This window comes from Pantoea sp. UBA4549 (assembly GCF_002387285.1).
Classification (GTDB): domain Bacteria; phylum Pseudomonadota; class Gammaproteobacteria; order Enterobacterales; family Enterobacteriaceae; genus Pantoea; species Pantoea borealis.
Genome location: NZ_DGLH01000005.1, coordinates 65,246 through 79,735, shown reverse-complemented (window position 1 = coordinate 79,735; position 14,490 = coordinate 65,246). Strand labels below are relative to the sequence as shown.

Genomic DNA, 14,490 nt, shown 5'->3' with positions numbered 1-14,490 from the left:
AACGCTAAAAATAGCTATCAAGCTTCCGTTAGCCGTGACGATAGTAAATTGACGGCAGAGCATGAAGTCCGCACGGCTCTGGCCAGCATTTCAATATCTCACTAAAGGTGAATGTTATGGGCCTTGCTCACTCCCTCTCAAATATTAAAATCGGAAAGAAACTGGGAGCCGGTTTTATTATTGTGATTGCCGCCTCACTGGCAATAACTGTTATAGCATTTGATTGTTTTCGCAGTATTAAAGATAACTCAGCCCGGCGTACGGTCACGGTTGAGATGGTGAATACGCTCAGCAAAGCGCGGCTGAATCGCACCCTGTATCAGTACACAAAAGATGAGCAGTTTGCCGTGCGGAACGTTGAAGCGCTGAAAGAACTCGCTTCACTTTACCAGCGTCTGGGTACGTTCAGCTGGGACGCAGAGGGTCTGCAGAAAGTGAATCAGCTGGGCGAACTAATGCGCAGCTATCGGGACCAGCGCGAAAAATTTGTCGCTGCCGCCAAAGAGACCACCGGCACCTTCAGTGCAATTACGCCCGCCACGCTGATCAAGCTGGCGCATCAGCTGGAATCGCTGAACCGCGGCCTGACGCCAGAGACCGCGCCGCCGGTTATGCAGCTCACCGCCACGCTCTACGATACCGCGAATATTGAAGAGAACTTCCTGAAAAACCCGGGTGAAACCAGCAGAGATGCCATCACGGATAAATTTATTACCATCACCACCCTTACCGAGCTGCTCGGGAGTTTTAATCAGGGAGATATCACGACCGCAACCCAGGCTGTGCTGGCCACCATTAATCAGCAGCGCCCCGCCCTGATACCGTATATGAACGCCTTCAGCACCGAAAAAAGCGAATCCACGAGCCTGACAGCAGCGGCGGAACGACTGAACGCAGGCGTGGCTGAGATGTTCAGTTATCAGTCGCAGCTTTCTGCCTCGTTTATTAAAGGCGCCGAGTGGCGTATCGCTATTGCCGCCCTGATCTGTGTGGTGCTGAGCCTGCTGATTGCCTGGCGCATTACGCGCAACATTACCCACCCGCTGCGTGAAACGCTCAGCGCGGCACAGCGTATTGCCGCCGGCGATCTGACCATCTCCCTGAATACCACCCGGGGTGACGAACTGGGCCAGCTGATGCAGGCGGTCGACACCATGAACCATAGCCTGCAGACCATTATTGCTAATGTGCGCAGTGGCGTCAGCAGCGTGGCGCGCGCCTCCGCAGAGATTGCTGCCGGAAATACCGATCTCTCTTCCCGTACCGAACAGCAGAGTGCCGCCGTGGTGCAGACCGCCGCGAGTATGGAACAGCTGACCTCAACCGTGAAGCAGAATGCTGAAAACGCCCATCACGCCAGCCAGCTGGCGACCGACGCTTCCGGCAATGCGGGCCGCGGCGGCGAGATTATCCGTGACGTGATCACCACCATGAGCGGCATCAGCCAGAGCTCCGGTAAAATCGGTGAAATCATCAATGTCATTAACAGCATCTCGTTCCAGACCAATATCCTGGCGCTGAACGCGGCGGTTGAGGCGGCGCGGGCCGGAGAACAGGGACGCGGCTTTGCGGTGGTGGCGGGCGAGGTCAGGAATCTGGCGCAGCGCAGCTCCGTGGCGGCAAAAGAGATTGAGACGCTGATCCGTGAATCACTGGATCGCGTTAACGACGGCTCCGCGCTGGTGGATCGCGCCGGCACCACAATGAACGATATTGTGCAGTCGGTGACGCAGGTCCGCGACATTATGGGGGAGATTGCGGCCGCGTCTGACGAACAAAACCGGGGCATTTCGCAGATTGCGCAGGCGATGTCGGAGATGGATACCACCACTCAGCAGAATGCTGCTCTGGTTGAAGAGTCCTCGGCCGCCGCGAGTTCGCTGGAATCTCAGGCGATTGAACTGGAGAAAACCGTGGCTATCTTCCGTTTGTCAGCAGAACAGGAAAATGCGGCGCGGGTTGCACCGAAGCCTGCCCTCGCACCATCAATGGTTAAACCCAAACCTGTCGCCACCGCCGACGCCAGCTGGGAAAGCTTTTAATCGGCTCTGCGCAGACAAAAGCCCGTAAGCGGATGAAAAGCTTACGGGCTTTATTTTTGGCCTGCGTCAGCCGGAACGCCGGCAGAATGTGATCAGATCAGAAATCGTAACCCACGGTCGCCACAATTGAGCGCTCGGCGCCCCAGTAGCAGTAGCCTGTACCGTAACAGGCAGAGACATATTCGCGATCGGTAAGGTTATTGGCATTGACCTGGACATAAGCGCCTTTCAGCTGACTGTTCCAGGCACCGAGATCGGCGCGTACCGAGGCGTCAAACAGGGTAACCGAAGGCAGCCGGCGGGTGTTTTCATTGTCAGCCCACTGCTTGCCGATATAGCGCACGCCGGCACCCACGCTCAGGCCGTAGTCAAACTGATATTTACTCCAGAGCGAAGCCATAGCGTTGGGGGTAACATACGGCGTATGGCCATCATTACCATCCACTGAATCTTTATACCGCACGTGGCTGAGCGTGTAGTTGGCGATGGTGCTGAGGCGCGGCGTCAGCTGAGTGTGCGCTTCCAGCTCCAGCCCCTGCGAATGCACCTTACCGGCAGGAACAAAGTAAGATCCCTGCACGATACGGTTGCCGACATCTTTCTGCGTAAGATCGTATACCGCAGCGGTGTAGAGATCGGATGTACCCGGCGGCTGGTATTTCACGCCCGCTTCATACTGCTCAGCGGTAGTGGGTTTCAGCAGGTTGCCGTTCTGGCCCGAGAGCGACTGCGGCGTAATAGCCTGGCTGTAACTCACATAAGGTGAGATGCCGTTATCGAAGGCATAAAGCAGTGCTGCACGCCCGCCCACGTGGTCATCCTGACGCCGGTTTTTGGTTGCCTGATCGTAGTTCTCGGTCTGCGACACAATGCGATCGTAGCGACCCGACAGATCAAGATGCCACTTATCCCAGAGCATCTCATCCTGCAGATAAACGCCGGTCTGATAGTAGTAGCGCTGCGAGCGCTCGAAGGTGTACACGTCGTTGGCGCCCACGGAGGCGCCGGTCCGCGCATTCAGCTGGCTGGCGTTACCGCTTGCATCATGCAGATCGTTTTTATACTGGTGATACTCCGCGCCCAGCACCACTTTATGCTCTACCGCGCCGGTGGCAAAATCCGCCTCCAGCTGATTATCAATGGCGTACGCTTTCAGCGATGAACGCGAACCGGAGTAGTAGCGGTTCAGCAGATCCGAATTATTCCCTGTCCAGCCGATTTGATACACCTGATCGAGATCGACGTTTGAGTGAGAGTAGCTGGCATTAGAGCGGAACGCCCAGGTGTCATTAAAGCGGTGCGCAAATTCGGCGCTGTAGATCTGCTCGCGGCGCTTGAACTGGTCGAGTGAACTCTGCCCGTCGTAGAAACCGTTGCTTAGCTTATAGCCGTTATGTTCGGTGATGCTGCCCTCACCCGGCACCGCGCTGTGGTAGCCGCCTGAGGGATCTTTCTGCAGATACGCGCGCAGCAGCAGCGAAGTATCTTCCGACGGCTGCCAGAGCAGCGAGGGTGAAATCGCATATTTCTCTTCCCGCGTGTGATCGTACTGCGTATCGCTGTTGCGGGTAATACCGGTAAGGCGGAACGCCAGCTGATCGTTCAGCGCATCGGTGTAGTCAAACGCGGCTGAGCTGGTATTGTTGTTACCCGCCGAGAGACGGAAATGCCCTTCCTGCCGGAACTGCGGACGTTTTGACGTCTCCATCACCAGCCCGCCCGGCACCGTCTGACCATACAGGGCAGAAGAAGGGCCTTTAATCACATCAATGCGCTCAAGGAACCAGGGATCAACCTGCAGCACGTTATAGCTGCCGGGATCGCTCATCAGCCGCAGGCCATCCAGAAAAACATTATCAACATCGCCACCGTGGAAGCCGCGCAGCGAAACGGTGTCGTAACGCGACGCCGCACCGGCGAAGTTTGTAAAGGCACCCGCGGTGTAATTCAGCGCCTGATTAACGTTCATCGCGCCCTGATCTTCCATCTGCTGACGCGTAACCACTGATACTGCCTGCCCGGTGGTAACCAGCGGGCGATCGGTTTTAGTCGCGCCCTGGCTGGTTTTTGCCGTATAGCCTGAGGTGGGAGTGGTGGCCGTTTCAGCCGGCTGAGCGGTGACAACCAGAGTTTCAGCCGCATAAAGCAGCGGTGATGCAGTTAAGGCGACGGAGCAAAGCAGTACAGAACGCTTCAGAGTAAAAGGCACTCGCATGGTTAATTCCCTTAAAAACACGCAGTTCTCTCCGGTACAGCCGGAGAGCCGATGGACGCCAGAGGCAATGGTAATGCTAATATTAATGAGAATTATTATCTTTTTGGCGGGAACATTTCAAGATGTGTATGCGGTAAAATTTCTGCCTGAAACCAGCTGAAAAGTGAGGAATGGCTGAAAAGCGAGCCGCAGCTCGCGTCAGAGGTGAGGCTCAGGCCTGCTGCAGAGTCAGCTGTCGCCGCCGGTTTTCACGCAGGAATGCGCGGATCAGCCCCAGCCAGAGCAATCCGCAGATCAGATTAATCAGGCTAAAACCGGTACTGTAAAAACTGAAATAGGCGTATTTTGCGGCTTCAATGCCGAGTGCGAAAATCAGAATGGTCACCATGCCCACCATCGCTGCCACGCTGCCCTTACCCGCCTGACTGGAAAACAGCGTCATACGATAAAGTCCGGCGTTAACCAGTCCGGTGCCAAAACCATACAGGCTCAGGCCAGCGGTCAGCCATAAATAGCTGTGCCGATCGGCCATAGTCGCTACGGCCGCCAGCGCCAGACCGGCGACCACCGGCCAGGCTCCCAGCTGCAGCGGTCGCTGGATCGGCAGCCGGCTGCTGAGGCGACCCAGCGTAACATTCCCCGCGATCATCGCCAGAAACACCGGCAGCTGCAGCAGCGCATAATCCATACGGCTGAGACCGGCATCATGCATCAGAATAACCGGCGACAGCGCTACCCAGGCGAGACAGGGAATAGTCACCAGGCCGATTGCCAGTGAACCGCGCATAACCTGGCGATCGCGCAGCAGCTGATAGTAGCCTCTGCCCAGCGCGCTGAGTGAAATCGAGCGGGTACGATCGCCTGCGGTTTCCGGCATGGTGCGCCACAAACCCAGCAGGGCCAGCGCCGTCACCCCGCCGAACAGCCAGAACAGGGTACGCCAGTCGCTGACGGTCAGAAAAGCGGCGCCGGCCAGCGGTCCCGCCAGGGGGGCCAGCAGAGCGACGTTTGCCATCAGCGCCATGATCTTTATGCTCAGCGCTTCACTGAACGCTTCCTGAATAGCGGCATAGCCTACCGAGCCGATGAAACAGAGACTGACCCCCTGCAGAAAACGCAGCAGCACAAACTGCTCAATGCTTTGAACCCAGTGGGTGGCAATGCAGGTCAGCATAAAAAAGGCTACGCCGCTGAGCAGTACCGGACGTCGTCCGATGCGATCGGAAAGCGGCCCCAGCAGCCACTGCAGCATCATGCCGCCGATAAGGTAGGCGGTCAGTGAGGCGGAGACCCATTCAGGCCCGGCTCCAAACTCTTCTGTGACCAGCAGCATACCGGGCTGGATCATGTCATGCGCGATATAGGTAGCGAATTCAAACAGTACCAGTGAGAGCGGAAAAATTATGCGGCGGCGCGTAAGCTGCGACACCGGTTCATACAGGGCCATTACCGATCCTTATCCGTTTCAAAATACTAAAAAACGCGGTCGCCGGCGCGACCGCGTCACTTATGTCAGTCAGTGAGCGCTCTGTCAGCGCCAGCGGGCAATCGGATTATCCAGCGTACCGGCAAACTTCAGATTCTCAGCCGGGTCGGTGAGGTTGATCATCTGCTGATTATTCGCCAGCTGCAGCCGGTTAAGGCAGGAGCGGGTAAACGCCGGGGTAAACATATCAAAACGTGCAAATTTAGCCGCCAGCTGCGGATGCGCCTGCTGATACTCTTTCACGCACTGCGCCACCGCCTGCCAGAACTGATCCTGCGACAGCGTGCCGGAATCGTGCAGAATGGCGCTGATAAAACGGAAAATGCAGTCAAATACGTCAGTAAAAATCGACAGCAACTTGAGATCGTCCGGCACATCCACCGCCAGCCGGGTGACCTTTTCCGGCAGCTGCGCGTCCGGGTTCATGACGGCGATCTCTTCGCCAATGTCTTTCATATAGGCGCTGACCGGCACATTGTTTTCCAGCAGCATGATCAGGTTTTCGCCGTGTGGCATAAAGGCTAAATCGTACTGGTAGAAGCAGTGCAGCAGCGGACTGAGATAGCAGTCCAGGTACCGCGCCACCCACTCTTTTGCCGGCAGACCGGAGTCTGCAATCAGCGCCGGCAGCAGCGCCTGCTGGTGGTGATCGACGTGCAGAAAAGCGGCCATGGTCATCAGGCGCTGCCCCGGCTGCAGGCTGGCCGCCGGATTATCACGCCACAGGGCAGCAAACATCTTCTTATAAGCAGAATCACCGCTGATGGCCTGCTCGTAGTAGCGATTATGGTAGCCCACCGCCGCAACCTCCCGCAGAATGCGGAAATCGCAGCGCTGCAGCCACGCGTCGCCGCTGACCAGCTGTTCCAGCCATTCATTAATGGCGGGCGTGGTAGCCATATAATAGGGCGACAGGCCGCGCATAAAGCCCATGTTAAGTACCGACAGCGCGGTTTTAACGTAGCGCTTTGCGGGCTGACTGCGGTTAAAGAAGGTGCGGATCGATTGCTGCGCCTGATAGCGATCGTCGCCCTCGCCGAGCCAGACAATATCCTGATGAGCAATATCGGCCGCGAACACCGTCAGCAGTTTGTTTTGCCACTGCCACGGATGCACCGGCATCAGGATATACTCATCCGCATTCAGCCCGCGCGCGCTGAGCTGCTCTGTAAACCGGGCCAGGGTCTCTGCACCCAGCTCATCACGCATCAGCTGCTCGTAACTCAGCGTGCTCAGACTGGAAAAATGGGCGTTGCGCTGGTGCACCGCCACCCAGATAAGCTGTACCGGGGCGGCAGCCTCTGGCGCAAAAGCGAGATAGTCGCGGGCGTCGAAACCGATACGGCCATTATTGGCGACAAAACAGGGATGCCCCTCGGTCATTGCCGCTTCTGCGGTCTGAAAATCAGCGTGCACCAGGGCCTGCACATCCGGGTTCTGCTTCTGCAGCTTATAGACGCTGCTGCTGAGCGTGCTGCTGATCTCTTCCATATAGGTCGCCAGCAGCGCCTGCGGAATGCCTATTTGCTGATTAAATTCCACGATAAACTGCAGCGCATCCAGCGTCAGCGGACGACCATTTTCCTGCTTCTGCAGCGATGTGGCGTCAATATTCCAGTGGTCCAGCGCCAGACGTTCTGCGCGGAACTGATAAGTTGCTTCGCCGCCCGGTACGGCCAGCGTATAGCAGCCGTCGCCGTTTTCAGCGGGCGTAACCAGCTTTTCGTGGGCAAACTCGCTGATCGCTTTGCGGATCAGCATCCGGTTTGCCTGTGCCCAGTTATCGCCGGTAAGGTGGGATCCTGTCAGCAGCGCAGAGGGTGTGTTCATGGTCAAAATATCCTGCTCAAGAGCCTGTTGATAATCTTCGCGCTGGCAAAAGGCCAGCCAGGCGGTTTTATGTCCGAGATCGAGTGTGTGCTGATAGTGAAAGCCGGCCCGTTTGTTGAGCCGGTGAATTTTCTCATTGCGTACGTCAGGCTCCACCACCACGCGTCCGACCTGCGGCAGACTAAACAGGTAATCCATCGCGACGGTAAAGACCTGCCAGCTGAACTGCCGGATCGGCGTGCTGGCGGGCGCAATCAGAATATGCATCCCGTAATCATCGGGCGCGGCCGGATAAAACCGTCCGATTTCATCCTCGCTGGCGCGATAACACTCCATCAGAAACACCGGCGTTCCTTCGCAGCAGCCAATCAGGGCGGCATGCGGGTGAGTTGCGATCAACCCGTTATAAAAAGCAGCAACCTGTTCCGGCGTGTCATTCTGCATGCCCCAGAAGCGGGCGTAATCGCGCGTTACCCAGCTGTGGATCAGGGCGGCATCGGCGGCCTGCATCGGGCGCAGGCTGAAGGTACCCGCCGGTCGCTGAACGCTGTAAATTATCTCTGTGCTCATGTCAGCGCTCCGTCTGTGCCGGGAAAGTCTGAAACGCGATCTGCTGCTCTACCGGATAGACTTCGCGTCCGGTAATTTCGCGCAAAATAACCGAGTTGCGGTAGCAGGCCATGCCGAGGTCCGGTGTCACAAACCCGTGCGTATGCAGCTCTGCGTTTTGTACAAAAATCTGGTTGTGATGATCGATGCTGTAATTACGCTGCACATCGTAACGACCCTGCTCGTCCCAGCGTAGCCGCTGACTGATGCCTTCAATAAACATCGGCGGCCGGTAGTGATAGCCGGTCGCCATCACCAGCCCTTCGGTACGGCGGGTGAAGGCGCACTCCTGCTCCTGCTGCCAGAGCGAAAGTTCAAACTCTCCTGCCGGCAGCCAGCGCAGATCGGTCAGCGCTGAGTGAGTAAAGAGATTGACGTTAAGCGGGCCATCGAGCTGTTTGACGTACATCAGATCATAGATATCGTTAATCAGGCTGCTGTTGATGCCTTTATAGAGATTTTTATGATTTGCATTGAGCCGGTCGCGCTTTGCCGGCGGCAGCGCATGGAAATAGTCGACCCACTCCGGCGACGTCATCTCCAGCGTCAGCTTGGTGTACTCCAGCGGATAGAAGCGCGGCGCCCGGGTGATCCAGTTCAGCTGATAATTAAACCGATCGATATCGCTGAGCAGGTCATAGTAAATTTCAGCCGCGCTTTGACCGCTGCCCAGCACGGTGATGGAGCGTTTCTGCTGCAGATCTGCTTTATTTTTCAGGTAGTCGCTGGAGTGCGTAATACGCTGACGATGCGGCTGAGTGCACTCCGGCAGCCAGGCCACCGGGCCGGTGCCGAGGATCAGATGACGCGTCAGCCACTCTTCGGTTGCGCCGCTCTGACGATTCACCGCCTGTACGCGGTAAACCGCCTGCTCAGCATCGTAACTCACATACTCAACGTGACGATTCCAGCGCAGGTTACTGAGACGTTCACAGGCCCACTGGCAATACTGGTTATACTCTTTACGCATCAGGAAAAAGTCTTCCCGGATGTAAAATGAGTAGAGCTTTCCTCTCTCTTTCATATAGTTCAGTAAACTATAAGGGCTGGTAGGATCCGCCAGCGTCACCAGATCGGCCATAAACGGCGTCTGCAGGTGGGCGCTCTCCAGCATCATGCCGGTATGCCAGTCAAAGCCCGCATTCTGATCGAGAAATACGCCGTTGAGTCCCTCTACCGGTTCGCTGAGACAGGCCAGTCCGAGGTTGAACGGGCCAATTCCGATGCCTATAAAATCGTAAACGGTGTTATTCATAACAAAGCTCTCACTGATTAACCGCATGGAGCGCGGTCGTGCGCAGCTGCTCGCGCCCGTAATGCGCAATCAGGTTAATAACCTCTTCCAGATCTGCAGCGGTGGTCGCAGGATTTAATAAGGTGAACTTCAGATACTGACGGCCATCGACTTTGGTGCCTGCCACAATGGCGTTGCCGGAACGGAACAGCGCTTTGCGAATCGCGGCGTTGATATCGTCGAGCTGCGGGCCGCTGAGCGACTGGCGCGGCACAAAGCGAAATATTTGCGTGGTGAGTTCAGGCGCGTGCAGCACTTCTATTGCCGGATGTTCGCGCAGCAGCTGATGCGCGCGCTGTGCAAGGTCAATCAGCGTATCAAAGGCTTCACCCAGCGCGGCCGGGCCCATGACGCGCAGCGTCAGCCACATCTTCAGCGCATCAAAGCGACGCGTGGTCTGAATACTTTTATTGACCAGGTTTGGCGTCCCTTCCTGCTGCGCGCTCAGCGGATTGAGATAGTCAGCATGGTGCGTAACATGCTTCAGATGATCTTTATTACGCACAAAGAATGCCCCACAGCTCACCGTCTGGAAGAACGATTTGTGGTAGTCAACGGTGACTGAATCTGCCTGTTCAATACCGCGCAGACGCTGGCGATGCTGTTCTGAAACCAGCAGACCGCAGCCATAAGCGGCATCAACGTGCATCCACAGTCCATTGCGCTGACACAGCGCGGCGATATCTTTTAGCGGATCGATGCTGCCAAAATCGGTCGTACCGCTGGTCGCCACCACTGCAATCGGGATCAGCCCCTCTTCACGGCAGCGCTGAATTTCCTGTTCCAGCAGATCGGCATCCATACGATAATCTGCGTCATGGTCAACCGGCACAACGGCATCGTAGCCAAGACCGAGGATCGCCATCGATTTCTGAATACTGAAATGGCTTAATTTGGAGGTAAATACGCGCCACTTTCCGGCGGTCTCAGGCAGGCCACGATATTTAATCAGATGCCCCGGATGATGCGTTTCGCACCAGCTGTCGCGGGCCAGCAGCATCGCCATCAAATTAGACTGTGTCCCGCCACTGGTAAAAATACCGTCAGCGGTAGCGGGCAGGCCAATACGTCCCAGCGTCCAGTCGATAACTTTTTGCTCAATCAGCGTGCCGCCAGCGCTCTGATCCCAGGTATCAACCGAGCTGTTCACTGCGGCCATTACCTGCTCTGCCATCAGTGACGGCAGGACAACCGGGCAATTCAGGTGCGCAACATATTTAGGATGATGAAACCAGACTGCATCGCGCAGATAAAGCTGAGCCAGCTCGGCCAGTGCAGCTTCGTTATTGCCCAGCGGCGAATCAAGATCCACACTGCGGAACTCGTTTGCCAGCTCGTGTGGCAGAATACCGCTGAACGGCTTTTCAACGCCCTGCACCGTATGAGTCAGGAGCTTAAGCACCTCCTGCGTCTGTCCGGCCCATGCATCAAGCTGACGATCGTTAAAAAGCCAGCTCTCCGGCGCGCCAGACTGCGGCTCAGAGGTAATGTTTGGTAATGATTGCGCAGATGAATGTGTAAACATAATCCTTTCCCGTTACTAAAATTCTTGAGTGCCTGCTGATCAGTCAGTCAACAGGTGTCATAGGCTCTGCTGCTCCAGCGAAAATATAAAAAATATAAAGCATTAAAATCAGTCGCATATGTCTTGCATCGACCTGTAACGACAGACTTCTATTCCTCTGCCTTAAAATTTGAATGAGATTATAAATAATAATTATTATCATTCAATAGTCTATTTTCAGTTAGTTTTACATCAGCGTTGCTGAAGATTGCATTTGTGATCTTCATCACAAATCAAAATGGCACGTTAAGAGAAGAGCGAATGAAGCGTGGGTTTTAACCCCTTCCGGCTATGTCCGGACAGTGAAAACCAGTGCGGGCAGTGCTGAACGAGGTGTTAAACGAGGTATTAAAGGCAATGTAATATAAGTGTTGCTAAACCGGATCAGGTGTGGCTTAATAGCGTCATCGGTTTGGAATACAGACCTTATGAAGCAGTTTTAGTAAAGCAGTCCTCAGTTCAAGTGTTATCCACAGATACCCCTTCTTCATGAGCCTCCTCCTAAGTGCCCAATAAGTAACGCTCTGATACAGGCCACCATCGCCATAGTTTATGGCTCATCAATTAAGGAAGTATCTATGTCTAACAAAATGACTGGTTTAGTAAAATGGTTCAACGCAGATAAAGGTTTCGGCTTTATCACTCCTGAAGATGGCAGCAAAGATGTATTCGTACACTTCTCTGCAATCCAGAGCGATAACTTCAAAACCCTGGACGAAGGCCAGAAGGTCTCTTTCACCATCGAGAATGGTGCTAAAGGTCCAGCTGCTGCTAACGTTACCGCACTGTAAGTTGCGCTGACGATCGGCAGCGCTTACGATAGCGATGAAGACAGTAGTCTGAGCAGTTAAATGCTGCTGATAAAAAAACCCGCCGCGTGCGGGTTTTTTTGTACCCGTAACCGGGTGAAAAAAGAGCCCGACACCCGGCTGGGCGTATCGGGTTGGCATAAGCGCCAGTGAAATTCGCGACTTAGAAAAGTACGCGGATCCAGTATAACACAGCTTACCTGCCGCCTCGTTTTACTTACCTGTAACTGTATATGGCAGCCCGCTGCTACTTTTTCTTACTGATAAGCGATTTCAGATCGGCGAACGGATTATAGGTCGCTGCACCTACCTCATCCTGCGCATCTTCTCCGGCCACTACCCGCGTACCATACTGATCGGCTTCGGTATATTTTGCGTGTTCATGGTCGTGACAGTAAAGGCAAAGCAGCTCCCAGTTACTGCCATCTTCCGGATTATTGGTGTGATCGTGATCGATATGGTGAACCGTCAACTCGCGCAAATTTGAGTAGACGAACTCCCGGGCGCAGCGCCCGCATACCCACGGATAGATTTTAAGCGCTTTTTCACGGTAGCCGCTCTCCAGCCGTGAGTAATTTTTCGGAATAACTGCCATTAGCGTGTGCCTGTACGTAACGTGATTATTTCAACGATCAGCAGGCTAGCCCGATTGTCATTTGATAGCAAGCAGCAGGTTATCCGGTGGCGTCATCGTAAATCATGCAGCGCTTTATCAACGGGCGGCCCCAGCCAGAAATCACTGAACGTCACCTCAAGCCCTCCCCGCTCCGGGGTACAGGCCATGATCCCTGCAAAACGCGAGGGTGCCGCAGGCCAGTGGCATAGACGCAGCAGCGGCCAGACATTGCCATCTGCTGAGTATTGAATGCGCAGCGCCTCATTGCGCAGCGTGACGCGCAGCCAGAAATTACGGGCATCGCCCGGAAAGAGACCGGTTGACCAGTCGGAAAATTGCCGTGTTACGACACAGCCGATAGCGGGACGCTCGTCATTAAACTCAATGCCCGCTTTCACCCACTGCTGCTCATTTTCGCCTATAAAGATGCCTGCCTGATCGTAAAGCGTTGTGAAATCTGCCTCCACCCTCACCTGCAGCGTGAAATCTTCTGTGACGTCAAACCCAAAGGCGTGACCGCTATGGCGCTCAAAACCATACCAGGTGCGCTGCCAGAAATCGGTGCGGGCGGCAGTCGTCAGCTGTAATCTGTTTTGACTGAATAAACACGCCTGCGGTGGATTAAGCCAGCGTCCGTTTGCCGCTTCCTGTAACGTCATCGCGTTCATTATCGATACCTGCCACGTTATAAAGAGAATGGTTGTATAGCATCAGTCAGGCTGCCCTGGCCAGACGCCGCATGCCACTCTGTGACCAGCTCCCGGATCACATCTGCCGCCGGTAGTTCACGTGCCAGAGGCGCTCCTTCCCCCGCCCAGTAGGCACCAAATCCGGTCTCACCCTGCGCAAGCGCAGCCTTAGCCAGCGCTTTACCCAGTGAATAGGCCAGCGGATAAGCAGGGATCTCTGTCCGGGGAATAGCGTGTGCGATCTTGCAGAATGTGTTGCGCAGACAGCGCGCCTCACGACCGGAAATCGCCGCAGTCATGGTGGTGCCCGTCACAGCCGCATCCCGGAGCGCCTGACGCCAGGCTGGCGTGGTAGCGGATTCAGGGCAGAGAAGAAAAGCGGTGCCGGATTGCACGCCGCTGGCCCCCAGGGCCAGCATCGCGCTGATTGCCGCACCGTTCATGATCCCGCCTGCTGCAATCACCGGCAACGCAACCCGCGCGTTTATTGCCTGTATCAGCGTCAGCGTAGAGAGCTGATGATCGTCTCCCTCCGCGGCAAAACTGCCGCGATGACCCCCGGCTTCATAACCCTGCGCCACAATCATATCGATCCCCTGCTGCGCTATCTCTTCCGCTTCCGCCACGCTGGTAGCCGTTGCCAGCGTAACAATCCGGCATGCTTTCAGCCGGCGCAGGGTATCCGCCGGCGGTAAACCAAAGTGAAAACTCACTACGGCCGGACGCGTTTCTTCAATCACCTGCAGCATCGCTTCATGGCCGCAGAAAGTGGGATAGATCTCCTCCAGGTGTACAGGCGCCTGCGCGCCCAGGGCAGCAAAACGATCGGCGAAACGTGCTATCCATGCCTGTTCGACCGCTTCATGGCGTATAGCGGGCGAATGGCAGAACAGATTGACGTTAAAAGGCTGGCGGGTAAGCGCCTGGGTCTGACGTATCAGACGCGCGGCCTCTTCCGGAGAGCAGGCGCCCAGACCCAGCGAACCAAGCGCACCGGCATTGCTGACTGCTGCCGCCAGTTCCGGTGTCGAAACGCCTGCCATAGGAGCCTGAATAATCGGATAGCGCAGAGGGAGTTTTTTACACAGGGGTGTCGTCATCACAAAGCTCTTCGTTGGTGGCAGCCAGTCTGGCTTATCCATTTTGTACAGCACAGGTAACCTATATTTAAATTACCCTTTTAACAAGAAGCCTGGCGTTTTTTGCGGCAGCGCTGGAGCACCTGACAGAGCGGCACCCTCACTCTCCTCAGGCGTCTGACGGTAAAATTACCTCAATGCATTTTAATTAGAATTTTTACTCATTTTTTGTTTTTTGCCGTCGATAACATAGATTC

General features: G+C 55.4%; 10 protein-coding genes. 2 read left to right on the top strand and 8 right to left on the bottom strand.

Annotated elements, in window-relative coordinates; translation table 11 throughout:
- Positions 1-116 precede the first annotated feature (116 nt).
- The gene (locus tag B3041_RS01615) at positions 117-2,042 is read left to right on the top strand and encodes a methyl-accepting chemotaxis protein (RefSeq protein ID WP_292968685.1); all 1,926 of its coding nucleotides are present in this window, start codon (positions 117-119) and stop codon (positions 2,040-2,042) included.
- Between the two features lie 97 nt (positions 2,043-2,139).
- Here B3041_RS01615 and B3041_RS01610 read toward each other — a convergent pair whose 3' ends face one another.
- The 5 genes from B3041_RS01610 to B3041_RS01590 all read right to left on the bottom strand — a co-directional run bounded on the left by B3041_RS01610 (position 2,140) and on the right by B3041_RS01590 (position 11,001).
- Positions 2,140-4,257, bottom strand: coding sequence for a TonB-dependent siderophore receptor (locus B3041_RS01610; RefSeq protein ID WP_292968683.1), 2,118 nt, complete (start codon positions 4,255-4,257; stop codon positions 2,140-2,142).
- A 211-nt stretch (positions 4,258-4,468) separates the two neighbouring features.
- Positions 4,469-5,704, bottom strand: coding sequence for an MFS transporter (locus B3041_RS01605; protein ID WP_292968682.1), 1,236 nt, complete (start codon positions 5,702-5,704; stop codon positions 4,469-4,471).
- 84 nt (positions 5,705-5,788) lie between these two features.
- On the bottom strand, positions 5,789-8,143 hold the full coding sequence (locus B3041_RS01600) for a GNAT family N-acetyltransferase (protein WP_292968680.1): 2,355 nt from the start codon (positions 8,141-8,143) through the stop codon (positions 5,789-5,791).
- Between the two features lies 1 nt (position 8,144).
- Positions 8,145-9,437, bottom strand: coding sequence for a lysine N(6)-hydroxylase/L-ornithine N(5)-oxygenase family protein (locus tag B3041_RS01595; RefSeq protein ID WP_292968678.1), 1,293 nt, complete (start codon positions 9,435-9,437; stop codon positions 8,145-8,147).
- Positions 9,438-9,447: 10 nt separating this feature from the next.
- Positions 9,448-11,001: a pyridoxal phosphate-dependent decarboxylase family protein gene (locus B3041_RS01590; RefSeq protein ID WP_065647412.1), complete on the bottom strand. Its 1,554-nt coding sequence runs from the start codon at positions 10,999-11,001 to the stop codon at positions 9,448-9,450.
- Positions 11,002-11,618: 617 nt separating this feature from the next.
- Between B3041_RS01590 and cspE the strand changes: the two genes are divergently transcribed.
- Complete coding sequence (gene cspE, locus B3041_RS01585; protein ID WP_065647413.1) at positions 11,619-11,831, top strand: transcription antiterminator/RNA stability regulator CspE; 213 nt, start codon at positions 11,619-11,621, stop codon at positions 11,829-11,831.
- Positions 11,832-12,096: 265 nt separating this feature from the next.
- Here the strand turns inward: cspE and yajD are convergent, their stop codons facing one another.
- From yajD to B3041_RS01570, 3 genes are all read right to left on the bottom strand, one after another.
- Positions 12,097-12,444 carry an HNH nuclease YajD gene (gene yajD, locus B3041_RS01580; RefSeq protein ID WP_292968677.1) on the bottom strand — a complete coding sequence of 116 codons (348 nt, stop codon included), beginning with the start codon at positions 12,442-12,444 and terminating at the stop codon, positions 12,097-12,099.
- A gap of 92 nt (positions 12,445-12,536) precedes the next feature.
- Complete coding sequence (locus B3041_RS01575) at positions 12,537-13,133, bottom strand: DUF1349 domain-containing protein (protein ID WP_292968676.1); 597 nt, start codon at positions 13,131-13,133, stop codon at positions 12,537-12,539.
- A 17-nt stretch (positions 13,134-13,150) separates the two neighbouring features.
- Positions 13,151-14,254 carry an NAD(P)H-dependent flavin oxidoreductase gene (locus B3041_RS01570; protein WP_292968675.1) on the bottom strand — a complete coding sequence of 368 codons (1,104 nt, stop codon included), beginning with the start codon at positions 14,252-14,254 and terminating at the stop codon, positions 13,151-13,153.
- Between the last annotated feature and the right edge of the window lie 236 nt (positions 14,255-14,490).